The sequence below is a fragment of the Halomonas sp. hl-4 genome, assembly GCF_900215475.1.
Classification (GTDB): domain Bacteria; phylum Pseudomonadota; class Gammaproteobacteria; order Pseudomonadales; family Halomonadaceae; genus Vreelandella.
Window position 1 is genome coordinate 474,457 of the sequence record NZ_LT907845.1, and the last position, 25,550, is coordinate 500,006.

A 25,550-nucleotide genomic window follows, 5' to 3' on the forward strand; every position below is an offset into this window, starting at 1 on the left:
ATAAGCCCAGGTGTCGCTAAAACGATCCTGGGCTTTCGCTTATGAGTATCAGTGAACGTTTAAAGCGTGAACACAGGCAGTTTGCGTTCTACTTTGGCCAGTTTCAGTTTGGCTACTTTAGGCAGGCCATTTTCGAAAGGCGGAAAGTCCTCACCTTGGATCAACGGCGAGAGATAGTCCCGGCAGGCGTCGGTAATATCGAAACCTTCCTCGCTGATGAAATCGCGGGGCATAAACTTCTCTTGGTTAGCCACTTGAGACAATGGGGCAGAGATGACATCCCACTGATAGGGTGACTGAGAGATGCGACGAATGGCCGGCATCATGGCGTTTTTGCCCGCAAGTGCCAGGGTAACTGCTTCACGACCTACCGCGTAGGCCTGTTCCACATCGGTTTTAGACGCCAAGTGGCGCGCGGCGCGCTGTAAATAATCCGCAACCGCCCAGTGGTATTTGTAGCCCAGGTCCTGCTTGATCATGCCAGCCAGCGTAGGAGCGACACCGCCCAATTGCCGGTGGCCGAAGGCGTCGGTGTTGCCAGCATCGGCCAGGAAAGTGTCGTCTTCGTAGCGTGCCCCTTCAGATACCACAATAACGCAGTAGCCATTCTGTTGGACGCTTTGCTCGACTCTGTTCATGACCGCTTTACGATTAAACGGAATTTCCGGGAATATGATCAGGTGAGGTGGCTCGCCTGGGCCTTCGCCCGCTAAGCCGCCCGCCGCTGCGATCCAGCCGGCATGGCGCCCCATGACTTCAAGTACAAATACCTTGGTTGACGTGGCGCACATCGACGCAATGTCCAAAGACGCTTCACGGGTAGACGTGGCAATGTACTTTGCCACGCTGCCAAATCCTGGGCTGTTGTCGGTGATGGGCAAGTCGTTATCGACGGTTTTGGGAACGTGAATCGCGGTCAGCGGGTAGCCCAGTTTTTCGGACAGCTGGGAGACTTTTAGGCAGGTATCCGCGCTGTCACCGCCACCGTTATAGAAAAAGTAACGAATATCGTGGGCCTTGAAGACCTCGATCAGGCGCTCATACTGGGTACGATGCGTGTCGATATCCTTAAGTTTGTAACGGCACGAACCAAAAGCGCCTCCCGGTGTGTAGCGTAGAGCAGCGATGGCATCGTCGCTCTCTTGGGTCACATCGATGAGGTCTTCCGTTAGGGCGCCAATAATGCCGTTATGACCGGCATAGACCTTACCAATCTGGTCGGGGGCTTGTCGGCAAGCTTCGATGACACCACAAGCGCTGGCATTGATCACAGCGGTGACACCGCCTGATTGGGCGTAAAAGGCATTATGCTGAGCCATGGAAAAATCTCATCTCCTGGAGGTCGGAAGGCGTAAAAATAACTAGGCGAAGTTTAGCGTAAAGCGTTTAGGCCTGCATCCGGCTAGTCGCCGTTATCCATGGCCTGCTCGCGTTGGGCCAATTGCCATCCGCCCAAATCCTTGTAGCGATTGATCATGGCGCAGAATAGCTCCGCTGTGCGTTCTGTATCATAGCGTGCCGAATGGGCAGCCTTGTTATCAAATTCGATGCCAGCAGCTCGGCACGCGCGAGCCAGCACGGTTTGGCCGTAAACCAAGCCTGCGAGTGTCGCCGTGTCAAAGCTGGAAAAAGGATGAAAGGGGTTGCGCTTGATGCCGCAGCGGTTAGCCGCTGCGTTCAAGAAACCGTGATCGAACGCTGCGTTGTGCCCCACCAGAATAGCCCGCGAGCATCCATGGGCTTTGATTGACTTACGGATAGGCCGAAAAATTTCGCCGAGGGCTTGTTCTTCGCTCAGCGCTACCTGACGGCGTAACGGGTCGTCCAGATTGATGCCGGTGAAATCCAGCGCCGATTGTTCAACGTTGGCCCCGTCAAACGGCTGAATATGGTAGGCGTAAGTGGCATCGGGCAGGAGGTTGCCCTCAGGGTCCATTGTCAGAGTGACGGCTGCAATTTCCAGCACAGCATCACCCTGCGCATTAAAGCCGCCCGTCTCTAAATCAACCACAACGGGCAGATAACTGCGAAAACGTTGGGCCATTAATTCGCGGGCAATCGCCTCGCTCATGCAGCTCTCCTTAGTAAGCGAGTAATCAGTGGGCAAAGAGCATCTAGCGCTTTTCGTGGGGTGATTCTAGCAGTTTCCTGTTAAGGCGTCGTTGGCGGTATTCGCTGAGCACTGAGAACGCTATACTTAACGTTTATTCGATCGCGTGAGCTAATAACACCATCGCGTGTGTGGCGCGCATTTTATTCAGAAAAAGGAGTCAAGAATGTCCGATGTCAAAAAGGTTGTGCTGGCATATTCAGGCGGCCTGGACACATCCGTTATCGTCAAGTGGTTGCAAGAAACCTACCACTGCGAGGTAGTGACGTTTACCGCCGACATCGGTCAAGGTGAAGAGGTTGAGCCCGCACGCGCCAAGGCGCAGGCGTTAGGCGTAAAGGAAATTTACATTGAGGACCTGCGCGAAGAGTTTGTGCGTGACTACGTCTTCCCGATGTTTCGCGCCAATACTATCTACGAGGGTGAGTACCTGTTGGGTACCTCTATCGCCCGCCCATTGATCGCCAAACGTTTGATCGACATTGCTAACGAGACCGGTGCTGATGCTATCTCCCATGGCGCGACCGGTAAGGGCAACGATCAAGTTCGGTTTGAGCTGGGCGGCTACGCCTTGAAGCCAGGCGTGAAAGTCATTGCACCCTGGCGCGAGTGGGACCTTACCTCGCGTGAAAAACTCATGGCCTATTGCGAAGAGCACAACATTCCCGTCGACTTTTCCAGCAAAAAGAAAAAGTCGCCTTACTCAATGGATGCCAATCTGCTGCATATTTCTTATGAAGGCGGCATTCTCGAGGATCCGTGGGCGGAAGCGGAAGAAGACATGTGGCGCTGGAGTGTCTCGCCTGAAGCAGCACCCGACCAGCCTACCTATGTGGAACTGACGTTTGACAAAGGCGATATCGTCGCGATTGACGGTGAAGCCCATAAGCCGCACGAAGTGCTTGAAAAACTTAATAAGTTAGGGGGCGACAACGGCATCGGGCGTCTGGATATTGTGGAAAACCGCTACGTGGGCATGAAGTCGCGTGGCTGTTACGAAACCCCAGGGGGCAGCATCATGTTGCGCGCACACCGCGCGATCGAGTCGCTTACCCTTGACCGTGAAGAGGCCCACCTGAAAGACCAATTGATGCCGAAGTATGCCGAAGTGATCTATAACGGCTACTGGTGGAGCCCCGAGCGCCGCATGCTACAGGCGGCCATCGACGAGACGCAGCATAACGTATCCGGTGTTGTACGCATGAAGCTCTATAAGGGTAACGCCATCGTGGTAGGCCGCAAGTCCGACCAGTCGTTGTTTGACGAATCGATCGCTACCTTCGAAGACGATGCGGGCGCTTACGACCAAAAAGACGCGGAAGGCTTTATCAAGCTGAATGCGTTGCGCTTGCGGATAGCGGCGGGTAAAGGTCGCAAACAAAGCTAACAGGCTGGCGGGGCGGCAAGACAGACTTGCCGCCTGCTAGGTGCGTAGGAGTTAAAATGTTTAAAAAACTACTCTCAGGTTTGCTGGGCGGTGGCCGTGACGGCGCTGCGGGTAAACCACAGGCTGCCGAATCAGTTGAATACAAAGGGTATGTCATCACCTCCCAGCCCGATAACCAAAGCGGTCAATACCGTGTCAGCGGTTGGATTCGTCGGCCCCAAGGAGAGGGTGATGATCTGGAACACCGTTTTGAACGTTCGGATATGCTGCCTAGCCGCGAGGCATGCGACGCCATGATGGTCAGCAAGGCCCAGCGCTATATCGATGAAGTAGGCGACGACATGTTCACCCCCGACCCCCGTCGCGAAGGCAATACTTAACAGCGAAGCCGCTCTAACGTTCAAGGAGAGGCGTATGCGTGTTGTACACCGAGCCTCACCCTGGCGCTCCCTGCTAAACGCTGACGGGACGCTCGATACATCAGCGCTCACTGCGCCGCTGGTTCATCTGTTTAATTATATTTCCTCGCCGCAGACCTCATTAGTCGACGCCTATGCGTGGCAACTATCCCTGGTTGAATCATTGGTGCATTACGATTTGCCTGCCTGGCGCATTAGCCAAATCATTAGTGACCATAACGCCATGCTTTACCGTCAGGCGATCGAGCTGTCGCTTGACGAAATGCGTGCCCAGAGCTGGGGAGAGCCGCCGGTGGATTACTGCGTCTTGCTGTTAGGTTCGGCAGCGCGCTATGAAAGCTTGCTGGGTCCTGATCAGGACAATGCAATGATTATTGATGATTACCCAGACCACCGGCATGTCGAAATCGATGGCTACTTTCAAGCGTTAGGCGAGCGGTTTACAGCACGCCTTGATGAGGCGGGTATTCCGCTGTGCCGAGGCCACGTGATGGCGCGCTGGCCGATGTGGCGTAAACGGTTGAGCGAGTGGTGTGCACAACTGGCAATTTGGAGCGCTGATCGCCAAGTGAAGCGGGTACAGCAAACCAATATTCTGCTCGATTTTTCCCCGGTGGCGGGCAATCCAGCGCTTGCGGAACGACTTGGGGAGAACATCGCGGCGACGCTGCCCAAGGCGCCGTTATTTATGCATGAAATGGCCGCGTTGCTTGACGAGCTGCCGGTGGCCCTGGACCGCTTTGGGCGGATAGCCTCAAGACCTGGTCTTGCGGCGCCGCACGACCAGGCCATCAACCTTAAACATCAGGGATTAATGCCGTTGGTTAGCGCCGTGCGTTTGCTTTGTGTGCGCCATCAGCGCCATGAAATAGCCACCCGCGAGCGTTTGATTGCACTCAATCATGAATCCAGGGCCTTAACGTCGATGCAATCAGATATGCTTCTGGCGGCTTTTGAACGCCTGCAGCAATGTCTATTGGATCAGCAGCGTGTCAATAAAGCCCATGGCCATGCCGCTGATGGTTGGGTGGACCTGCGTCATCTACGCGAAGACCAACGGTTACTTTTAAAATTTGATCTTCAGCAGATTAAAGCTTTTGTGAAGCAAGTAAGAAACGCATAGCTAAGCGCACTATGGGTATGACGCGGTGTCCGCCATTAAACCGTGGAGGTATTATCCGGCGCCGATGGAAGTTCCAATGTTAGGCAGGCACCCCCTAGCGTCTTGGCATCCTCCACCCATAGTCGTCCGCCTAGGTGGGCGATAATGCCGCGGCTAATAGGTAGCCCAAGGCCGCTGCCTTTTGGTCGGCCGTGGGGAATATCGCCGTCTTGCTGTATTTGATGGAATTTTTCAAACACCCGCTCGCGTTCGTCTATGCTGATCCCCGCGCCGTTGTCCTCAACGCTTAAACGAAAATGGCCGCGATGGGGGTAAAGCGCTAAGCGTACTTTGGGCTGGTGGCGATCGGCAAACTTACCCGCGTTATCCAATAAATTGATAATCACTTGTTCTAGCCGGTCTTGGTCGCCGATCACCATCGCGGGATCCGCTGCTAAGCTGACCTCCAGGGTAATGCCACGTTGCTCATGCAGACGCGCAATAGCATCAATGCTGTGTCTCGCGAGCGCGGCCAGATCGAGCGGCACTGGGTTGAGCGTTAAACGACCGCTTTCTAGGCGGGCAAGGTCTAAAATCTCTTCGATTAAGCGCGATAGGCGCTGGCTCTCATGGACGATAACCCCCAGAAAGTGCTGGCGCTTGTCATCGGGGAGCTCGCTGTTATCACGTAAAATTTCTGCGAAGGCGCGTATTGAGGTGAGCGGCGTGCGCAGTTCATGGCTGACCATGGCGACAAATTCGTCTTTGAGCCTGTCCAGTTCGCGCAGTCGTTCATTGGCACTGCGCAGCTCTTCGCCGATTTGGACCAACTCCTGGGACTTCTGCTCCAGGCGGCGATTGTACTCAAGGGTTTGGGAGGTCGTATCCAGAATGCTCAGAATCGACTCGATATCCAACGCTTCGCCACGTACGACTGAGTTAATCAGCACCCGCGCTGAAGCGCTACCTAATGAGCCAGCAAGCGCTTGCTCGGCACGTGTGATCAGCTCGGCATTGGCGGGCTCTTCCGCAGCGAGTGCGCTGCTGGAGGGGCTTTGCTTGAATACGCGACGCGTTGTCTGGTCACCTAAGTAGCGAACGAGCAGTTCGCTGAGTGCTCCTTGAGTCGTTTGCCCACGCCATAGCGGAGCGGTTTGCAGGTTGGGATGCATGGCTTCGGTGAACAGCGCCGCCTGGGTCTGTTCAAGGGGCGTTGGACGAGTAAACAAAGACACCCCCACCAGCAGCCCCACGTTGGCGAGCATGCTCCAGAGCAGCGAATGGGTATAGATGTCCCATTCTTCAAGACCAAATAAACCGTAAGGTATCAGCCAGCCAATCCCCCAAGGGCCCTCGGTGAGGAGCGCTGCATCTAACCAGCCGGACTGGGCAAACCCCGGCAGCAGCAGCGTATAGCACCACACCAGGAAACCGGCAATTAATCCTGAGGCGGCGCCTTGGCGGGTGGCCCCACGCCAGTAAAGGCCAATTAACAGCGCAGGCGCAAACTGTGCGGCTCCCGCGAAGGACACCAGGCCAATGGTGACCAGACTATAGGAGTCGCCAATCAGTGCATGGTAGAGGTAGCCGAGTAACAAAATAAGCACGATAGCCACCCGGCGGATACCCAATAGCCAGCCGGCAAGTTCGCCTTTGGTGCTTAGGTGCAGCCGCCGCGAACGCAACAGTAGCGGCATGACCAGTTGGTTGCTAACCATGGTGGAAAGCGCAATCGTTTCGACGATAACCATGCCAGTGGCCGCCGAGAGGCCGCCAATAAACACCAGTAGCGGCAATCCCTCAAGTCCGGCCGAAAGGGGAAGTGTTAGCACAAAGCTGTCCGGGTCACCTGCGCTTGCGCCCAGCAATAGGCCTGCTAGAGCAATGGGAATCACGAACAGGTTGATCAGCAGCATATAAAGAGGGAAAAGCCAGCTCGCGCGGGTGAGGTGTTGCTCATCGACATTCTCTACCACCAAGACCTGGAACTGGCGCGGCAGGGTTAAAAACGCCAAAAATGACAGCACTAACATGCCTACCCAGCCGGTAACGCCGCCAGGCACACTGTCCAAGCGCATGCTGTCAATCAGCGTTGGTGTGGCTGCTATTTGGGCAAACAGTGCGGCGGGTCCTTCAAACATCACAAAGACCACAAACACGCCGACGGCCATGAAAGCAACGAGCTTTACGATGGATTCCAAGGCAATTGCTGCGACCATGCCTTCGTGGCGCTCGCTGGCATCCAAATGGCGCGTGCCAAACAGAATAATAAACACGGCCAGCACCAGGGCGATCCAGAGGGATTTGTCCATCCAGAAGCGTTCATCCACAAGGGTGGTATCGGCGGTATGGGGGTAGTTAATCAGTACCGCGTGACTCACGGTGATCGCTTTTAACTGAAGGGCGATATACGGCGTGATGCTAATCAGTGCCATCAAGGCAACAAGCGCACCCAGGCTTGTGCTTTTGCCATAGCGAGCGCTGATAAAATCGGCAATCGAGGTGATCCGCTGGCGCGCCGCGATGCGCACCATTTTACGAATCACAAACGGCGCCAGCAGCATTGCCAGCGTAGGCCCTAGGTAGATGAGTAGAAAGCTGGGGCCGTGCTCGGCGGCGCGGCCTACACTGCCGTAGAAGGTCCAGGCGGTACAGTACACAGCAATGGAGAGGGCATAGACCGTGGGCGAGCCAATCAGTGAGCGGCCTTGCTCGGCACGTCGATCGCCCCAGGCGGCAACCACAAAAAGTAGCGCTAGGTAGCCAAAGGCAGTGCCTAGAATGATAGGGTCAGTTCGCATGGTCAGCGGCCCGCACGGTATTCCATAAGCCATGCCGCCAAGCCGATGACGATTGCCCAGGCGCTAAATAAATACACGGGTAGCCAACCTATGCCGAACGAGGGAAGGCGGTCGACCACGATAATCAGTGGTGGGCAGAACAGCAGCAGGGCGATCACCACCAACGCCACCAAGCGTTCTGTTTTGCGCGTTTTCAGCCCGGAAGGTTTCATGAGGCGCTGGCATCCTGTCGGTCGAAGGCATTGGCTTGCAGTGCGAGCAATTGGTCAAGGGTATCAACGCCACGGGCTTCCAGGCGCGGTAATAGCGCAAGCCACAGCTCGGCGGTGACCCGCGCATCGCCCAGCGCCGTATGGCGAGTGCCGGGCGGGAAAGCCAAGTCGTAGCGCTGGGCAAGGCTATCCAGGTCATGCCCATCCAGCGCTTCGTCCAGTGCGCGCGAGATGAGCAGGGTGTCGATCACGGGAATATCGAAGGTAACGCCCTTATGGCTAATAGCCAGCAAATCAAAAGCAGCGTTATGCGCCAGCAATACTGCTTCTCCCACGTAGTCGCGAAAGCGAGTCAGCACGATATCCAGTGGCGGTGCGCCGGCCACATCGGCATCGGTAAGCCCATGAATGGCGGTGCTGGCCAACGGGATGGGGCGCTTGGGATCGACTTTTTGATCGAACACATCGCTTGCTAACAGTCGCGCGTTCACCACGCGGCATGCCCCCAGGCTAATGACGGTATCTCCCCGGCGAAGCTCAAGCCCAGTGGTTTCGGTATCAAAGGCCACAACTTCCAGACTGCGCAGAGAGCGACCGGCGAGGGCTTCGTCGGGCGGAGGAAGGTCGGCAATGCCAAAATCATGGAATTCAGGTCGCGGTGGGGCGGTTTCCCTAGGGGCGCCTACGCGTTCCATGGCGGGGAGCGGCAGCCTCAAGCGGGCATGAATACCATCATCGGCCGCCAGGCTCCAAATATCGCTGGCGTGTTGACGTAACACATCAGCAACGCTTGGATTCAGCGGTAATGAAGGCAGTGTTTGTTGTCGCCACTCGGCGAGCGCATGCTCCGGCAACGCCTTTCCGCGCCAAATAAGGTCTAAATAGACGCGTTTATTACCCAAGCATATTTCACCCTCAAAGCCACTGTCGGGAAGGTGGGCACTTAAATGTTTGACTAGCGAATCAAACAGGGCGATCAGGGCCGGGGCATCGCCTTTAAACCAGGCGGGCATGCCCACCGGGGTAATTAAACGGTGCTCAGGGTCGAGGCGTTCATCGAGTGCCTGCCAGAAATCATTTGACCACATCGGAGTTAAGCGTTCGCCTTGATGCTGCATATCATCAAGGAGCTGGCCAATTTTCGCGACGTTGTCGCCGAGCGTGGCGCCTTCTTCCTGAATGACGCGTTCAAAGCGTTGGCGCAGCGCTGACGTATCGACGCCGCCTTGGAGACGTAGTTGGATTAACGCGTCGGCAGCACTGGTTAGGCTTGCAGTATGCTGACGAAGCGGTGTCAGCATATCGGCAAGCTCTGCTCTGACGCCCATTTCGCTTGACCAGGAGGCGGTTGCGTCATTAAACGTCAATAGCGTTTCGCCGTCGCTGCCTGGAACACGGCGCATAATGACTTTTACCCAGCGGTTATCGCAGGGGGCGAGCAGCTCGCGAGGAGCGCCGTCGTTAGGTAACTGGCTTAGCGCCTGTTGCAAGCTTGCTACCGGTAACAGCGCCTCCAGGCGTTTACCTAAACCGAGCCCTGTATTATCGACGAAAAAGTCCTCGGCGGCCTGATTAAACAGCATCACGCGGCGGTGATGATCGCACAGCAATAGCGGTGTCTCGAGCACTTGCAGCAGAGTTTCTAGTTCTTGACGGATTTTGGCCGCGCTGCGTGCGCCTTCAGTATGCGCGGTGGCCAGGCGGCCACGGTCCGCACGCCAGCTTTCGCGCACTCGCTGCAGGTCCGGGCCTAACCCTTTTAGCCAGCCTTCGGGTGGGTATTCATCGCGCGCATCGGGGTTTGCCACTAAGCGTGCTAGCTGCACCTGTAAGTGGCGCAGTGGGGTAAACAGCATACGCTCAAGCAGCAAGCCGACTAAAAAAATCGTCGAACCACCAGAAAAGCTACCCAACCATAGGGCTATTCGCGTTCCCCCGGTGGGGGCAAACTGTGCCTCTAGCCACGCGGCAAAAATAGCGCCGCCCAGCAGGCTAATGCCGCTGAGCAATAGCCATAGACCAATTAAACGCTGGCGCTTGGGCAACCCGCCTTTTGTCATGGCCGCGTCTCGGTTAGCAGCGCGTTGACTTTTTCGACCAGTGCCTGGGTAGAAAAAGGCTTGGTAATGTAATCGTCTGCACCAAGTGCCATGCCTTTTTCACGCTCTACCTCACGGCCATGTGCCGTTAGCATGATGATGGGCAGTGTCGCGGTGGTGCAGTCCTGACGCAACTGCTCCAGCACATCAAAACCACTGATGCCCGGTAGGCTAATGTCCAGCAAGATAAGATCCGGCTTGGCTTGATGAACGCAGTTCATCGCTTGCTCGCCATCTTCGGCAGTGACGACGTCGAAGCCCGCTTGCTGCATAAGAAACTCAAGCGAGATGAGGATGTTGGGCTCGTCATCGACCACAAGCACTCTGGCCATCGTGCTCTCCCGAAATTGAATTGGCGGGGCAGAATGTGTTCCCCGTTGTTAATGAAGAGTGTAGGCAGATGGAGGTGCCGCGCCAAGACGACCTTTTGCTGACGGTGACTGCCTTACTAGTTGGCTGATAGCTAAGACTTTAGATGTAATTTTGTTGTGTTATCAGTGGTTAGCGTGGACGTCAGCCAATCGTCGTACCACTATATGATGGCTTGCCGTATATTATGATTGGCGTAACTAATTGATAATCAAAAGCCAAAGGAGACAATCCTATGAGTGCTGTTATCTTGCTGCTGCTAGGCCTAGGGGCAATGGCAGCGGGGTATTTTGTTTACTCCAAGTTCATAGCCGAAAAGATCTTTCAGCTTGACCCTGACTTTAAAACGCCGGCCCACGAATTTGAAGATGGGGTGGACTATGTGCCGACCAATCGCTACGTGCTTTGGGGGCACCACTTTACGTCAGTAGCCGGTGCTGCGCCCATTGTGGGTCCTGCTATTGCTGTGATCTGGGGCTGGGCGCCGGCATTTTTATGGGTGGTGTTCGGTACTATTTTCTTCGCCGGTATTCATGATTCCGGTGCCATCTGGGCCAGCGTTCGCAATAAGGCAAAATCCGTTGGGGCACTCACGGGCGATGTGGTAGGCACGCGAGCGCGTAGTATTTTTATGATCGTCATATTTTTGGTTCTGCTGATGGTAAACGCCGTGTTTGCGGTGGTGATTGCAGGCTTGATGATGAACTTTTCAAGCGCCGTAGTGCCGGTTTGGGGCGCAATTTTCGTGGCGCTAATCATCGGCCAAATGATTTATCGGCGGATATTAAGCCTCCCGGTGGTATCGATATTAGGCGTAGTTGCTCTCTATGCGTTGATCGGGATTGGCCCCTCAGTCCCCATTCAAATGCCCGACGAGGTCGGGGCTATGTCAGGCAATGCGGTATGGATTTTGATTCTGTTTGGCTATGCGGCCGTCGCATCGCTGCTGCCTGTCTGGATGCTGCTGCAGCCCCGTGACTATATTAATGGTCTGCAACTGTTTATCGGTCTGATCATTCTTTATGGGGCCTTGGTACTGCTTAACCCGACCTTGGTCGCTCCAGCATTTAACAATGATGTGCCCGATGGCACGCCGTCATTATTACCGCTGCTCTTCGTAACGATTGCTTGCGGTGCCATTTCTGGCTTCCATGGCTTGGTATCGTCGGGCACTACCTCGAAACAGCTCAATAAAGAAACCGATGTGCGTTTTGTAGGCTATTTCGGTGCCGTAGGTGAGGGCATGCTGGCGCTGGCCGCCATTCTGGCTGCGACCGCGGGGTTTGCCACAATGGGCGATTGGGAGGCAATGTACACTGCGTTCGGCCAGGGTGGCGTGAATGCCTTTGTGGAAGGTGGTGCCTTTATTATTCACAACGGTATAGGGTTGCCAGAAGCCACCGCGTCGACGCTTCTCACCGTGATGGCGGCGCTGTTTGCAGGGACAACAATGGATACCGGGCTGCGTTTGCAGCGCTATATCTTCCAGGAATGGGGCGAGATCTATCAGCAGCAGTGGATGAAAAAACCGTCTATTGCGACCGGCCTGGCCGTAGGGTCGTGCCTGGTACTTGCCTTTGGCGCCGGTGGCGCGGATGGCTCCGGTGGGCTAATTATCTGGCCACTTTTCGGTACGACCAACCAGTTGTTAGCAGGCCTTACGCTGCTAGTGATTACCGTTATGCTAGTGCGCCTGAAGAGGCCCATGTGGTTTACGCTGGCACCCCTTTGCTTTTTGCTGGTGATGACCATCCTGGCGTTGTTGCTACAGCTTCGTACGTTCTGGAATGATGGCAATATGTTCCTGTTAGTACTTGACGTCGTGGTGTTGATAGCGGCCGTGTTAGTGGCAATGGAGTGCGCTGCAGCGCTTAAGCGTTCGCGAGCCGACATTGCAGTGCAGCACGATCAACCTTGAGGAGTGACAGCTAATGACCGACGAACCCAAACATGGGTCGTCACGTCGCAGCGGATTACGGGCTTGGTTAGACCAAGCCCGTTTCTTCACTGAAGAGGTATACAGCGCGCGTTATCGAGGTGCCATCGCCCGGGCGCGCCGCGACGAAGACGACCTGTTTATGCTGTTGGTATTTTCCGAGATGATGGGGTTACAGAATCCCGCCTCATACTACACGCTTGAGCTTCAACCGTTGTTGTTAGAACGCTTCCATGACTGGCATAAGCGCATGGGTATGGAGCGCTCTCCGCTGGATCATTTTCGTTGTTGCTGAGTTCACGTCATCTAGAGAGTCATGAATGCAAGCTTTACTCAATCGACGCCTGCTGTGGGTAGGCGGGAAAGGCGGGGTCGGTAAAACCACTGTCGCCGCATCGCTCGCTGTGCTGGCCGCCGGGCGCGGTAAACGCGTGTTAGTAGTGTCGACGGATCCGGCGCACAGCCTTGGCGATGTGTTTGATCGTACCCTTGGCGATGCACCGCGGCGCCTATTAGCTAACCTTGACGCGATGGAAATTGACCCCGATGTGGAAGTCGAGGCGCACCTCCAGCGCGTCACGCAGCAAATGCGCCGCTATGCGGCGCCCGAGATGATGCAAGAGCTAGAACGCCAGATGCGCCTTACCCGGCAGTCGCCAGGCACGCAGGAAGCCGCCTTGTTAGAGCGTTTGGCGCGCTTGATGATCGATGACGACGCGCCCTACGATTTAATTATTTTCGACACCGCGCCTACGGGCCATACGTTAAGGTTGCTCACGCTTCCAGAAGCCATGGCAGCGTGGACAGATGGGCTTTTGGCTCATAACCGAAAATCGGCTGAGCTGGGCAAGGTATTGGATCATTTAACCCCCAAGCGCGGCCGCGATGTGGCCACACCGTTTGATGACCCCACGGAAGATCCGTTGGATGATTTGGACGAGCGTACACGCGATGTGGCTAAAACGCTGATCAATCGTCGGCGTTTGTTTCATCAAGCGAGACGCCGTATTGAGGAGGTTGACGCCTGTAGTTTTCTGTTTGTCATGACACCGGAGCGACTGCCGATTCTTGAAACCGATCGTGCGGTGCGCGCCCTGGAAGACGCCGATATACCGGTCGCGGGGACACTTATTAACCGAGTAATTCCCCATCAAGCAGACGGTACTTTTCTCGCCTCCCGACGAGAGCAAGAAGCGCACTATTTGACCCGCATTGATGAACTATTTGCTCGCTTACCGCGGCCTAAGCTTGAGTGGCAGCCTACTGATGTACAGGGGATAGAGGCTCTGGAGGCGTTAGCCGCCCAGCTTGAACAGCAGGGCTTTTAATGCGGGCATTGCTTCTATCCGCCTACGATGCCGTAAGTCATCGCTACTGGGCCGACAGTGTGATGCAGCACGTCGATGGTGTGGCATGGACTCAGTTGCGCTTACCCGCTCGCCATTTTAGTTGGCGTATTCGGGGTAACCCATTAACCTGGCTGTGGAAAGAGCATGAGACACTCAGCCAGCAGTATGATGTGGTGCTTGCGACCTCAATGGTGGATTTAGCCACCTTGGCCGGCTTGTTCCCTTCGCTTGGGCAAGCACGCAAGATTGTTTACTTCCATGAAAACCAGTTTGCCTACCCCGCGTCGGGAGAGCAGCGGCCTCAGGTAGAAGCTCAAATGGTAAACCTTTATGCGGCATTAGCGGCGGACACGGTAGTGTTTAATACCGCTTATAACCGCGATTCATTTGTCGATGGTGCGCGCGCTTTCTTGAAAAAAATGCCCGAGAATGTGCCGGCAGTAAAGCCGCTTGAGGCGCTGCGTAAACGCGCCAAGGTACTGCCTGTCCCCATTATGCCACTCGAAGACGAGCGTCAACAGCAACGCAACCCCCAGCGCATCCTATGGAACCACCGGTGGGAGTATGACAAGAACCCCGAGGACTTTTTTGCAGTGCTGTATGAGCTAAGCGATCAGGGTGTGGTTTTCGAGCTGGCAGTGGTTGGGCAGCACTTTCGCCATGTGCCGCCAATCTTTGCTGAGGCGAAGCAACGTCTGGCAAGGCATATCGTTACTTGGGGGCCTCAGCCTCAAGAGCGCTACCAAACGGAACTCGATAAAGCGGGAATCGTGGTGTCGACGACCTGGCACGAATTTCAAGGCTTGGCGATTATGGAAGCCGCCCAGCGCGGCGTGCTACCGCTGGTGCCTGATCGCCTGTGTTTTCCTGAGCTATATCCGGATGTCTATCGCTACGATGGCACGCGTCGAGGGCTTTACGATCACTTAAACCGTTGGTTGACCACGCCATCGGCTCAACCCCCACCACTGAACAGCGCTGATTGGGAGTGGTCCGCTTGGCGGGTAGCTTATTCGGCGTTGCTGGCAGACGCCGTGGTTAACTGATCAAGACGACGCGTCGGCCAGTGCACCACGGCTGTGCGACGCCGCATGGAAGCCGCCAAATTCGGATGCTCGCGGCGAATCACCTGTTCGGCAAACTCTGATAAAAACCGTGATTTAAGTTCGGCACGCGCGCGGTCAACGCCGCTGTGCTGATAAGGGGTGGAGGCAAGCAATAAGAAACCATCATCGGGGATGCGTCCTGCCTGACGGTTGGCATCAATAATAGACGCTGCAGTGCCAATTGGCTTCGCTAAATCAGGCCCGTAGGGGCCAATAATCAGCGCGGTGTTGGGTAGGTGCAAGAAATCAAAGCCTCGGCCAATGCAGATCACCCATTCACGATGCTCGATATCCAGTTCCCGCTGAGTGCCTTGAAGTTCGTTGACGTGAGCGAGGTTGCCGGTCAATAAGGGAAGCAAGTCGCGGCGCATCTCGGTAGGCATATCCGGGCAAGTCGCCTGAAGGGCAGTACTGAGCTGTGCCGGTGAGTGGCCAATACATTCGCGAGTATCAAGCGTTGCCCCGTGCTGACCGTGAACAATCAACGCATCGCTGTCGGTCTCAAAGCCACAAACAAGCGGATAAACTTGTTGCCGTTCACGGCCAAATAAGTGCTCGGCTTGCTTGGAAATCGCGTAGGCATGCGCCCTGGCAGCTTGTGTATCGCAATTAAATCCGGCGCAACCACGGGCTTTGCTGCCATGGGAAAAGTGATAGGTGATGAGTAGCAAGGTGCCCCGGCCCTGCGTAGCTGCATCAATGACGGCTTCAGTGAGTAGCTCTCCTAAATAGGGCCAGCCAAGGTCGAAAATCCCGCCGAGATTGCGAAAGGGCGTGATGATGCCGAGAGGGGTGCGTGTGGCATGGGGTATATGGATACGGCCATCCATGCACTTCATTACCAGGATAGAGGTGGGGTGCTTGGCAAGGTAATGCCGTCTGGCCAATTCTGCGTCGGGGCTACAAAAATGCGCCGCGTGCTGGCGCGATAAATCAAACAGCGCGTCAATTCGCTGTTCGATAGGTTGGTCATGCAGCAGTGAGGCAGGCGTTGGCATGAATGGTTTTCCCCTGGCGCAATCAGTTACCCGTTTAGGCGATCTCGGTTTTTTCTTTATAGTCGCATAAATCTTCAATAATGCAGCTGCCGCATCGCGGCTTACGGGCGATGCACGTATAACGGCCGTGTAGAATAAGCCAGTGGTGGGCATCCTGCAGGAAAGCCTTGGGGACGTGACGTAACAGCTTTTGTTCCACCTCGACGACGTTTTTGCCTTTGGCAATGCCCGTTCGGTTGGCCACGCGGAAAATGTGCGTATCCACGGCCATGGTCGGCTGGCCAAACGCGGTATTCAAAATCACGTTAGCCGTTTTTCGGCCAACCCCAGGGAGGGCCTCCAATGCGGCGCGGGTTTGAGGTACTTCACCGCCGTGGTGTTCAACCAATATGTGGCAGGTCTTCATCAGGTTTTCGGCTTTAGTGTTGTACAAGCCGATGGTTTTGATATGTGTTTTTAACCCATCAATGCCCAAATCGATAATGCCCTGGGGCGTGTTAGCTACGGGGAAAAGGCGGGCAGTCGCCTTATTCACGCCCACATCGGTCGCCTGGGCGGAGAGCAGCACGGCGGCGAGCAGTTCGAAAGGCGTACGCCAATTAAGCTCGGTCGTTGGGTGTGGGTTTTCGGCTTTCAGTCGGGCAAAAATTTCATGACGCTTTTGGGCATTCATGGTAACTCTCTGGGTTATTTAATCGTACCGGTGACGCGGACCCGGCGTTGCTCACGGGGTGTGACGGTCTTAGGTTCAGTAAACGCTTTATGGCGTTGATCAACAACGTTTTTTAGCGCGATCAATAGGCCCACTACAAAAAATGCGCCGGGGGGCAGAATAAAAAACAAAAACTGATAGTCGTCTATAAGCGTCAGTTGCCATCCTTCGGCCACGGGCCCCAGCAATAGCGACATTTCTCTGAACAGAGTGCCCTGGCCCAATAATTCCCGCAGTGCTCCTAGTACAACTAAAACGGCGCCGAAGCCGAGGCCCATCATCAAGCCATCAATGGCGGAAGGTAAAACCGGCTGGCGAGAGGCGAAGGCTTCTGCGCGGCCCAAAATTGCGCAGTTGGTAACAATTAACGGAATAAAAATCCCCAGAACTTGGTAGAGGGGGTAGGCATAAGCGGCCATGAGCAATTCGGTACAGGTGACAAACGCAGCGATAATCATGACAAAGGCAGGCAGGCGAACGGCACTCGGTACCTGGTGACGAATCAGCGATACGGTGGTGCTTGCGCCGACCATCACGACCAGCGTAGCCATGGCAAGCCCAAGCGCGTTGACCACGCTAGCACTTACGGCTAGCAACGGGCACAGCCCCAATAGTTGTACCAGCGCCGGGTTATTTGACCATAGCCCTTCGCGGGTAAGTTGACTTAGCGGGCTCATGGCTGGGACTCCTTGTTTTCCCCAAGTAAAGGGGTGCTGGTGGCGTATTGCAGGGCGCTATGAACCGCATCGACTACCGCGCGGGGCGTAATGGTGGCGCCAGTGAACGCATCAAACTGCCCGCCGTCTTGAGTAACGCCCCAACCCTCGGACGGTAGTGAATCTAATGTTAAGCCATCGAATTGAGTGATCCAATCGCTACGCCGCCGCTCGATATCGTCGCCTAGACCCGGTGTCTCCTGATGATGGGTCACGCGTACGCCGCTGATGCGCTGCTGATCATCAATGCCCACTAACAGTCGTATTTCACCGTTATAGCCGCGCTGCGTTACAACCGGCAAGACGAGGGCGCGTTGGGTGTCGTTATCTACCTGCCAACCGGTTGCACCGTCGAGGAAGCCAAGTTGTGACGCATTGGGTAACGAGATAGAACTCACCTGGGCGTTCTTTAATGGATCAGGTAGTACAGCCTGGTGTTGGCGCTGCTGGTAGGCTTGTTGATGCGTATCGATGCGTTCAGCGGTCAAGCCACGAAGCGTGGCGACGCTGCCCGCGGTGATCAGTGCAAAGAGCCCCAGTACCAGCGCGCCCTGCTGCATGGCATTGAGGGGGGTCATGGCTGCTCCTTAGATGTCGTTTTTTTCAGGCCAGTTGGGCGAGGCACGGTGTATAGATCTAGTAGCGGAACACACAGGTTCATGAGTAGCACTGCAAACGCAATTGCATCGGGATACCCGCCCCAGGTACGAATCAGCATGACAAGCGCGCCGATGCCTGCGCCGTAGATCAGTTTTCCGCGTTGGCTGGTGGCAGCAGAAACGGGGTCGGTGGCAATGAAAAATGCGCCGAAGAGCGTGGCACCGGTGAGCAGGTGCAGCCAAGGCGAGGCGAAGTACTCCGGATCAAACAAGTACAGCAGCGAGGCAAAGGCCATCATGCTGGCTAGCATCGTCAAGGGTATATGCCAGGTGATGATGCGCTTGGCCAGCAAGAGTACGCCGCCCGCAAGCCAAGCAAAGCTGACCCATTGCCAAGCATTTAGGGTGCCGCTTGGCAGTGGTTGACTGGCCCAAAATTGGCTGGCTGATACCCCCTCGCCTTTGTGCTTAAAGGCATCAAGCGGTGTGGCGCCGCTTAAACTATCAATCTGGTCGACCGAGACATTGCCCATGATTTGACCCCATAACATATCAGGCCATAGCGGCTGGGGAGTCGGCCATAGGGTCATATAGGTGGGAAACGACACCAGTAGCAGTGCATAGCCGACCATTGCCGGGTTAAATGGGTTATTACCTAGTCCGCCATAAAGCTGCTTAGCAACGATAATAGCGGCGACCATGCCGATGCCAATAAGCCACCAGGGGCTTGCCGGCGGTAACGATGCGCCCAACAATACGCCAGTGAGCAGCGCGCTGGCATCGTTAAGTGCTGGGCGCAGCGGGCGCTTGCGCAGCCATAAGATAAGCGCTTCAAAGCCCAGGCCAAAAGCAGCGGCCAGCACCACATTGCTGATCACTCCCAGGCCGAAAAAAAACGTCATGGTGATAAGGCCGGGCAGCGTGGCAATCAGCACCCAGCGCATAATGCCTCCGGTACTAGGCATGTTGCTCAGGTGGGGTCGATCATTGATCTGGGACGCATGCAGCATACTTATGGGATCTCTTGGGGGGCGTCCGCTTCTCGAGCCTCGGCGAGGCGTGCCTCAGCTGCGTGCAAATTTTCCTGCGCGGTGGCCAGTTGTGTCTCAAGGTCATCATGGGCTTGTTGAGGGTCTTGCTGTGCCGCTCTCGCCAGATTTTTTTCGGCTTTCCTTACGGCGGCTTTGGCCGCCGTTTGCGCGATCCGTAAACTCCTCAGGTCGGCTTGGGGAGAGGAGGCTTGGGAATCGTGGGCTTGAGGTGGCCGTTGCTTCGCAAGGCGTGCCTGGCGGCGTGCCTGCTTTTGCGCTTCTTCACGGGCGAGCCGCGCTTGGCGCCATTCAAAGCGATGTTTGGCGTGTTCAGCTTTGGCGGTTTCCAACTGCTGGTGGCGAAGCCGGGTTTTAGCACTACGGTAGTCGGCGACTAAGGGAATATGGCTTGGGCATACGTAGCTACAGGCATTGCATTCAATGCAGTCGAACAGCCGGTAGTGAGCCAGCTTGTCATCGTCATTCGCACGCGCATACCAGTGCAACTGTTGTGGCAGCAAGTTAGCGGGACAGACGTCTTCACACGCCCCGCAGCGGATACAAGGCGTTTCAGGTGGCGCAGGTGGCAGTTCTTCCCACGTGGCGGCAATTAAGCAGTTTGTTGCTTTGGTCACCGAGGCGCCAAGATCAGGCAGCGGCGTACCCATCATCGGGCCGCCTTCAATCAGTTGGTGAAGTACTGAGCGATTCAGGCCCGCCTCATCAAGCAAAGTGACTATCGGCGTGCCGATACGCACCCAACGGTTACCGGGGTCGCTGATGGCTTCGCCGGTTAGAGTCACCAGCCGCTCCACCAGCGGTTCGCCATCGCGAACCGCACGCAGCGCCGCTAACAAGGTGCCGGGGTTATGGCAGAGCACACCGACATCCACTGGCAGGCCTTGATTGGGCACGTCCCGGTTAAGCAGCGTTTTAATCAATTGACGCTCGCCACCGCTGGGGTAGCGTGTGGTCATCACAGACAGCGTGATAGGTAGCGGATGGCTGACCCCAATAGCCTGCCTTAGGGCGTGAATGGCATCAGGTTTGTTATCTTCGATGCCCACTATAATGTGCTTCGCGCTGCAAAGAGAGGCTATGAGTTGTGCACCTTCGAGCACCTCCAGCGCAAAGTGCTGCAGGGTAAGGTCATCGGTGGTGATATAGGGTTCGCACTCGGCGGCGTTGACCACCAAGGTATCAATACGCTGGCGTTCACCCACCCGGGCCTTGATGTGGGTAGGAAAGCCCCCTCCGCCAAGCCCTACCACACCGCTTTGCTCCAGACGCGCCAATAGTTGCTCAGCGCTGGCGGTGGGCCATTCAAGCGGGGCTAAACGCTCCCAGGTATCGTAACCGTCACTGTCGATGGTGATGGCCTTGGCATCCATATGCGAAACGGTACCGCTGATGCTGGCATGTAGGTCAGCTGAAATCATGCCATCGCGCCTGGCGATAGGCGTGCCGACGCTGACCCTTTCGCCCACGGCGACGGTAGCCAGGGCAGGGCGTCCGGTATGTTGATCCAATCGCAGCACGACCCGAGAGGGCAATGTCGCATGACGCACTGGCACTAAAGAGCGCTGTTTGCGTTCGGGCGGATAGATACCGCCATGAAACTCAAACGTGCGAGCCATAAGGCATCTCCACTGAATGAGGACGATCGCTGGCAATAACGTGCGGCGGTTGGGTAACTGGCTGCCATTGGTTGAGCGGCGTGCTGGGTGGCAGCATATCGATGCAATCTACCGGGCAGGGTTCAAGGCAAAGATCACACCCCGTACATTCATCCTCAATAACGGTATGCATTTGTTTGGCCGCGCCAATGATTGCGTCGACCGGGCACGCCTGGATACATTTGGTGCATCCAATGCACTCATCCTCGCGGATAAACGCGACCAATGGTTCACCAGGGGCTTCGCCATCCAGAGGTTCAGGCGTTCGACCTAGCAGGTCGGCGAGGGCGATAATAGTGGCTTCACCACCAGGCGGACACTTGTTGATAGCATCCCCCTGGTTGATGGCCTCGGCGTAGGGACGGCACCCGGGATAACCGCATTGTCCGCATTGCGTCTGGGGAAGCAAAGCGTCAATGTTTTCAACGAGCGAGGACTCGTCGCCTTTGAAACGCTCGTTGACAGCGCCCAGCAAGGCCCCAAACCCCACGCCCAAAGCGGTGAGCACACCGACGGCGCTCAGCAGGCCAAGCATCGAAAATGTTTCGCTCATTGACACATTATCCTTGGACCAAGCCAGAAAAGCCCATAAAGGCAAGTGACATCAAGCTGGCCGTGATCATCGCGATAGCGGCACCTTTGAAAGGGGTCGGTATATCCGCCGTTGCCAAGCGTTCGCGCATGGCGGCAAACAGCACCAGCACCAATGAAAACCCAATCGCCGCTCCCAGCCCATAAAGGGTGGTGGCAAAAAAGCCCAGATCGCGATTCAGCGATAACAGTGCAACGCCAAGTACCGCGCAGTTGGTGGTAATCAGGGGTAGAAAAATCCCCAGTACACGGTGCAGTAATGGACTTAGCTGGCGCACCATGATGTCGGTGAACTGAACCACGGCGGCAATCACCACGATAAAACTGATGGTGCGTAAATAGGTAATGTCTAAAGGTACCAACAGCCCGTGGTACACCACAAAGCTGGCGGCCGAGGCAAGCGTAAGCACAAAGGTTGTGGCCAGCGACATGCCCATGGCTGACTCTAGTTTATTGGAAACGCCCATAAATGGGCATAAGCCAAGAAACTGTACCAGCACAAAATTGTTGACCAGCGCGGTGCTTATCAGAATAACGAAAAGCTCACTCATGGCGGCGTATTGTGCTCAGAAATCACGCCGCTGGCTAGCGGTGGTCTGAATAATACCACCTGATGTCGACCAGCTTCCTTGGCAAGGTAGAGTGCCTGATCGGCGCAGCTGACGACCTCACTCGGTGACTGGGATTTAGGGTCCTGCAGCATGGCAATGCCCGCGCTTATCGTGACAAAAGGCTTCACTGGCGATGTTGCATGAGGGATCTGCAATCGATCTACCGCTAATGAGAGCTGTTCGCCAATATGTTTGGCAGAACCGGGCGACGTGTGGGGCAGGATAGCGCAGAATTCTTCTCCCCCTGTTCTGGCAATAAAAAAGCCCCGCGCCTGCGCGACATTATGCATAACTTCGGCAAGACGCTGCAGGCAGATGTCCCCTTCAGGGTGCCCGTAGTGGTCGTTGTAGAGTTTGAAGTGATCAATATCGAGCATCATCACCGCAAGCAAGTCTGAAGTGCCGTCGACTTCGCTAAAGGCGGCATCAAGACGCTGGTCAAAGAGTCTCCTGTTCGGCAGCCCAGTCAGTGCGTCATGAGTGGACAGCTTCAGCAGTTCATCATTGAGCTGTTGCTGATGGGCAAACTGTTCCTGAAACGCACGCGATAACAAACCTATTTCGTCATCCCGCTTGGTAAGCCAATCAGTTTGTGACTCGGTCATACCTATTTGCTGGGTAAATTGAGTTAATAAACGCAGTGGCTTAAGCACAATTTTTTCAAGCAAGAGTAGCACCAGGGCGATAACCATGATCATTAGGACTGCAGTCCACACCAGTACATAGCGGAAGGTGGTTAAACTGGTTAAGTAGCTGGTGCGATTGAGGTCTATGCCTAACGCTAATGAAGGGGAGTTGGCCGAGCCATAAGCAGGGAAGTAGCGTTCGGCAAATACTGTATTGTCCGAGAAGTGGAAATCATCGCTGCCGGGCGCTTTCTCGTTGCTGAGAGTAAGCGAAATAGGCAGGCCCGTATAATCTTCCATGTAGCTTATCCATTCATCGTCTAAAGAACGAACTTTGAATAGCCAGCCAACTGAATCACCACTTTTGTCGGTACGTAAAATGGGGGTTGAAGCCATGAGTGCAGCATTATGATCAGCGTAGATAGCCGTGCTCTCTGAGCGATCCTCCGCGATGGCGGCTTGCATGGTTTTTACAAAAGACGTCATCCAGGCACATTCATCATTGGGTGTCGTACACGTTTGATAATTGCCGGTGACAGGGTTAATACCCGCCAAAAAGTGCACATCGCCGGTGGTTGTGAAAAACGCCATCAGTGTATAGCGCATGTCCTCAAACATTTCTTGGCTAAAGTTGACCTCTGAATAGCGTGGATAATCGCCTTGAACAAATTGATAGGTGTCATCCCAATGAGCCCAGTCGCGAACCTGGGACTGTAATTGCTGCTGATCAAGTTGAAAGCTACGTTCAACACGGTCCAGTTCGCGTTTCACCATTGCTCGCTCTTCAGCTTGTAATACTGGAAATATAATCCATGCGCTGAGGGCTGCCAGCGCGGCTATTGCACAGACAAGTAAACCACCAAGAGCAGCAAAAAAACGAAATCGCAGTGAGCGTGAGAAGCGATGTTGCATATAGTGAGCTCAGCCGTGTTGAACTTGCCAATATAAACGCATAAAAAAGGGGCTAAGGCAGCTTGCCTTGCCCCTAAATTAAAGTTTACCTGATTATGTTACCCGTTGACCCGGTTCAGCGCCGGAATCCGGGGAAAGCAGATAAATGCCGTCTTGATTGGCCGAGGCGAGGACCATGCCTTCCGATACACCAAAGCGCATTTTACGCGGTGCAAGGTTGGCGACCATCACCGTTAAACGTCCTTCAAGCGCTTCTGGAGCGTAGGCCGAACGGATGCCCGAAAATACATTGCGGGTTTCGCCACCTAGATCAAGCGTTAGTTGAAGCAGCTTATCGGCACCCTCAACGTATTGCGCCTTGGCAATGCGGGCAATGCGCAGGTCGACCTTGGCAAACTCATCGAAGCTGATTTCGGGCGCGATTGGGTTTTCAGTCAAAGGGCCTTTGGGTGATTCCTTAAGCTTTTGCTCTTCCACCAGATCCTCCTTTGAGGCCTCAATCATGGCGTCAATCTTGTCGCGCTCGATGCGCTGCATGAGGGGGTTGAATTTATTAATGGCATGATCGACCAGAACATCTTGGCGACTCTCCCAGTTTAGCGTATCGACGTTCAAGAACACCCGCGCCTGCTCGGCCATGCTGGGAACCACCGGGGCGAGGTATACCATTAGTTGGCGGAACAAATTAATGCCTACCGAGCAGATATCCAGCACATCGGCATCGCGTCCTTCCTGCTTGGCCAGCACCCAGGGCTCTTTTTCAGCGATGTAGGTGTTCGCCTCGTCGGCCAATTCCATGATGCTGCGCATCGCGCGGCTGAATTCGCGAGCTTCGAAATCCTGGGCAATGCTGTCACCAGCGCTAATGAAACGGGCGACCATTTGCGGCTCGCTGCAATGGGCCGACAACTGGCCGCCGCCTAGTTTCTTAACAAAGCCCGCGCAACGGCTGGCGATATTGACCACTTTGCCCACCAGGTCTGAGTTTACTCTTGCGGCAAAGTCTTCAAGGTTCAGGTCAAGGTCGTCGACCTTGGAGGTTAGCTTGGCGGCAAAGTAGTAACGCAAATATTCAGGGTTGAGGTGGTCGGCGTAGGTGGCGGCTTTAATAAAGGTGCCTCGGGACTTCGACATCTTGGCACCGTCCACAGTCAAGAAACCATGACAGTTAACCGCTGTGGGTGTGCGCAGATCGGCGCCGTGGAGCATGGCCGGCCAGAACAGAGCGTGGAAATAAACGATATCTTTGCCGATAAAATGGTAAACCTCGGCGTCAGATGTTGGCTGCCAAAAGCTGTCGAAATCTATGCCTTCACGCTCGCACAGGTTTTTGAAGCTGGCCAGGTAACCAATCGGCGCATCAAGCCATACATAAAAGTATTTGCCAGGAGCGTCGGGTATTTCAAAGCCAAAGTAAGGCGCATCGCGGGAAATATCCCACTCGTTAAAGCCTGACTCAAACCACTCCATTAGTTTATTGCGAATTTGCGGCTGAACGTGGCCATCGTTAATCCAGCGCTGAAGAAAATCTGCAAAGTCCGGTAACTTAAAGAAATAATGCGTTGAACTGCGTACTTCAGGGGTGGCACCAGAAATCGCCGAGACCGGGTTGATGAGCTCTGCCGGCGTATAAGTAGCGCCGCATTTCTCACAGTTATCGCCGTATTGATCGTCAGAGCCACATTTAGGGCAGGTGCCTTTAATAAAGCGGTCGGCGAGGAACAGCCCTTTTTGTGGGTCAAACATTTGTTCAATTTCGCGTGTGGCGATATGGCCTTTATCGCGTAGACGCTGATAGATCAACTCGCTGTAATAGCGGTTTTCGTCCGAATGAGTGGAATGGTAGTTGTCAAAGGCGACGCCAAAACGGGCAAAGTCGGCTTGGTGGTCGCGTGAGACCCGGTCAATTAATGCCTCAGGGGAAATGCCTTCTTGTTCAGCACGCAGCATTATGGCGGTGCCGTGCGCATCATCGGCACATACGTAATAGCATTGCTGACCACGGCTTTTCTGAAAACGCACCCAAATATCGGTTTGGATATATTCCAGCAAATGGCCCAGGTGAATAGCGCCGTTAGCGTAAGGAAGCGCACTGGTTACCAGAATGCGGCGCGAAGAAATAGTTGACATGATGAACGAAAATCCCGATCAGACATTAACAAAAAAGATATATGGCGAGGCATTTATG

The 25,550-nt window shown here is 55.0% G+C and carries 23 protein-coding genes; 7 read left to right on the forward strand and 16 right to left on the reverse strand.

Going from position 1 to position 25,550, the window contains the following annotated elements:
- Positions 1-59: 59 nt before the first annotated feature.
- Both CPH17_RS02415 and rnt read right to left on the reverse strand, forming a co-directional pair.
- Positions 60-1,319 carry a 6-phosphofructokinase gene (locus CPH17_RS02415; protein WP_074396491.1) on the reverse strand — a complete coding sequence of 420 codons (1,260 nt, stop codon included), beginning with the start codon at positions 1,317-1,319 and terminating at the stop codon, positions 60-62.
- A gap of 83 nt (positions 1,320-1,402) precedes the next feature.
- Positions 1,403-2,071: a ribonuclease T gene (gene rnt, locus CPH17_RS02420; protein WP_074396490.1), complete on the reverse strand. Its 669-nt coding sequence runs from the start codon at positions 2,069-2,071 to the stop codon at positions 1,403-1,405.
- A gap of 205 nt (positions 2,072-2,276) precedes the next feature.
- Between rnt and CPH17_RS02425 the strand changes: the two genes are divergently transcribed.
- From CPH17_RS02425 to CPH17_RS02435, 3 genes are read left to right on the forward strand one after another with little or no spacing between them, the layout of a single operon-like run.
- Positions 2,277-3,497, forward strand: coding sequence for an argininosuccinate synthase (locus CPH17_RS02425; RefSeq protein WP_074396489.1), 1,221 nt, complete (start codon positions 2,277-2,279; stop codon positions 3,495-3,497).
- Between the two features lie 56 nt (positions 3,498-3,553).
- Positions 3,554-3,877 carry an HlyU family transcriptional regulator gene (locus CPH17_RS02430; RefSeq protein WP_074396488.1) on the forward strand — a complete coding sequence of 108 codons (324 nt, stop codon included), beginning with the start codon at positions 3,554-3,556 and terminating at the stop codon, positions 3,875-3,877.
- A gap of 34 nt (positions 3,878-3,911) precedes the next feature.
- A complete protein-coding gene (locus tag CPH17_RS02435) occupies positions 3,912-5,039 on the forward strand; it encodes a DUF294 nucleotidyltransferase-like domain-containing protein (protein ID WP_096298170.1) in 1,128 nt (375 codons plus the stop codon).
- Positions 5,040-5,074: 35 nt separating this feature from the next.
- Here CPH17_RS02435 and CPH17_RS02440 read toward each other — a convergent pair whose 3' ends face one another.
- The 4 genes from CPH17_RS02440 to CPH17_RS02455 are packed head-to-tail and all read right to left on the reverse strand — an operon-like array spanning position 5,075 to position 10,462.
- Entirely contained in the window at positions 5,075-7,819 is a 2,745-nt protein-coding gene (locus CPH17_RS02440; protein ID WP_074396486.1) for a sensor histidine kinase, read from the reverse strand.
- 2 nt (positions 7,820-7,821) lie between these two features.
- A complete protein-coding gene (locus CPH17_RS02445; RefSeq protein WP_096298172.1) occupies positions 7,822-8,031 on the reverse strand; it encodes a hypothetical protein in 210 nt (69 codons plus the stop codon).
- Complete coding sequence (locus CPH17_RS02450; protein ID WP_096298174.1) at positions 8,028-10,091, reverse strand: 3'-5' exonuclease; 2,064 nt, start codon at positions 10,089-10,091, stop codon at positions 8,028-8,030. Before CPH17_RS02450 ends, CPH17_RS02445 begins: the two co-directional genes overlap by 4 nt.
- Positions 10,088-10,462, reverse strand: a complete 375-nt coding sequence (locus CPH17_RS02455) for a response regulator transcription factor (RefSeq protein WP_096298176.1) — start codon at positions 10,460-10,462, stop codon at positions 10,088-10,090. Before CPH17_RS02455 ends, CPH17_RS02450 begins: the two co-directional genes overlap by 4 nt.
- A gap of 272 nt (positions 10,463-10,734) precedes the next feature.
- On the opposite strand from CPH17_RS02455, the gene CPH17_RS02460 reads away from it, so the two are divergent.
- The 4 genes from CPH17_RS02460 to CPH17_RS02475 are packed head-to-tail and all read left to right on the forward strand — an operon-like array spanning position 10,735 to position 14,830.
- Complete coding sequence (locus CPH17_RS02460) at positions 10,735-12,417, forward strand: carbon starvation CstA family protein (RefSeq protein WP_096298178.1); 1,683 nt, start codon at positions 10,735-10,737, stop codon at positions 12,415-12,417.
- 13 nt (positions 12,418-12,430) lie between these two features.
- Entirely contained in the window at positions 12,431-12,730 is a 300-nt protein-coding gene (locus tag CPH17_RS02465) for a cory-CC-star protein (protein WP_074396481.1), read from the forward strand.
- A 25-nt stretch (positions 12,731-12,755) separates the two neighbouring features.
- Positions 12,756-13,763, forward strand: coding sequence for an ArsA family ATPase (locus CPH17_RS02470; protein WP_096298180.1), 1,008 nt, complete (start codon positions 12,756-12,758; stop codon positions 13,761-13,763).
- Positions 13,763-14,830, forward strand: a complete 1,068-nt coding sequence (locus CPH17_RS02475; RefSeq protein WP_096298182.1) for a tRNA-queuosine alpha-mannosyltransferase domain-containing protein — start codon at positions 13,763-13,765, stop codon at positions 14,828-14,830. The genes CPH17_RS02470 and CPH17_RS02475 overlap by 1 nt, the downstream gene beginning before the upstream one ends.
- On the opposite strand, the gene CPH17_RS02480 is transcribed toward CPH17_RS02475, so the two are convergent.
- The 10 genes from CPH17_RS02480 to metG form a co-directional block, all read right to left on the reverse strand.
- Entirely contained in the window at positions 14,794-15,888 is a 1,095-nt protein-coding gene (locus CPH17_RS02480; RefSeq protein WP_096298184.1) for a carboxysome shell carbonic anhydrase domain-containg protein, read from the reverse strand. The genes CPH17_RS02475 and CPH17_RS02480 overlap by 37 nt on opposite strands.
- A gap of 34 nt (positions 15,889-15,922) precedes the next feature.
- Complete coding sequence (gene nth, locus CPH17_RS02485) at positions 15,923-16,561, reverse strand: endonuclease III (RefSeq protein WP_096298186.1); 639 nt, start codon at positions 16,559-16,561, stop codon at positions 15,923-15,925.
- A gap of 14 nt (positions 16,562-16,575) precedes the next feature.
- A complete protein-coding gene (locus tag CPH17_RS02490; RefSeq protein WP_074396476.1) occupies positions 16,576-17,277 on the reverse strand; it encodes an electron transport complex subunit E in 702 nt (233 codons plus the stop codon).
- Positions 17,274-17,894 carry an RnfABCDGE type electron transport complex subunit G gene (locus CPH17_RS02495; protein ID WP_074396475.1) on the reverse strand — a complete coding sequence of 207 codons (621 nt, stop codon included), beginning with the start codon at positions 17,892-17,894 and terminating at the stop codon, positions 17,274-17,276. The genes CPH17_RS02490 and CPH17_RS02495 overlap by 4 nt, the downstream gene beginning before the upstream one ends.
- On the reverse strand, positions 17,891-18,931 hold the full coding sequence (locus CPH17_RS02500) for an RnfABCDGE type electron transport complex subunit D (protein WP_096298188.1): 1,041 nt from the start codon (positions 18,929-18,931) through the stop codon (positions 17,891-17,893). The genes CPH17_RS02495 and CPH17_RS02500 overlap by 4 nt, the downstream gene beginning before the upstream one ends.
- The gene (rsxC, locus tag CPH17_RS02505; protein ID WP_096298190.1) at positions 18,928-20,583 is read right to left on the reverse strand and encodes an electron transport complex subunit RsxC; all 1,656 of its coding nucleotides are present in this window, start codon (positions 20,581-20,583) and stop codon (positions 18,928-18,930) included. Before rsxC ends, CPH17_RS02500 begins: the two co-directional genes overlap by 4 nt.
- The gene (rsxB, locus tag CPH17_RS02510; protein ID WP_096298192.1) at positions 20,567-21,175 is read right to left on the reverse strand and encodes an electron transport complex subunit RsxB; all 609 of its coding nucleotides are present in this window, start codon (positions 21,173-21,175) and stop codon (positions 20,567-20,569) included. The genes rsxC and rsxB overlap by 17 nt, the downstream gene beginning before the upstream one ends.
- A gap of 7 nt (positions 21,176-21,182) precedes the next feature.
- On the reverse strand, positions 21,183-21,764 hold the full coding sequence (rsxA, locus tag CPH17_RS02515; protein ID WP_074396471.1) for an electron transport complex subunit RsxA: 582 nt from the start codon (positions 21,762-21,764) through the stop codon (positions 21,183-21,185).
- Positions 21,761-23,362 (reverse strand): sensor domain-containing diguanylate cyclase, encoded by a 1,602-nt coding sequence (locus tag CPH17_RS02520; protein ID WP_096298194.1) that lies wholly within the window; start codon positions 23,360-23,362, stop codon positions 21,761-21,763. The genes rsxA and CPH17_RS02520 overlap by 4 nt, the downstream gene beginning before the upstream one ends.
- 93 nt (positions 23,363-23,455) lie before the next feature.
- A complete protein-coding gene (gene metG / locus CPH17_RS02525) occupies positions 23,456-25,492 on the reverse strand; it encodes a methionine--tRNA ligase (RefSeq protein ID WP_074396469.1) in 2,037 nt (678 codons plus the stop codon).
- Between the last annotated feature and the right edge of the window lie 58 nt (positions 25,493-25,550).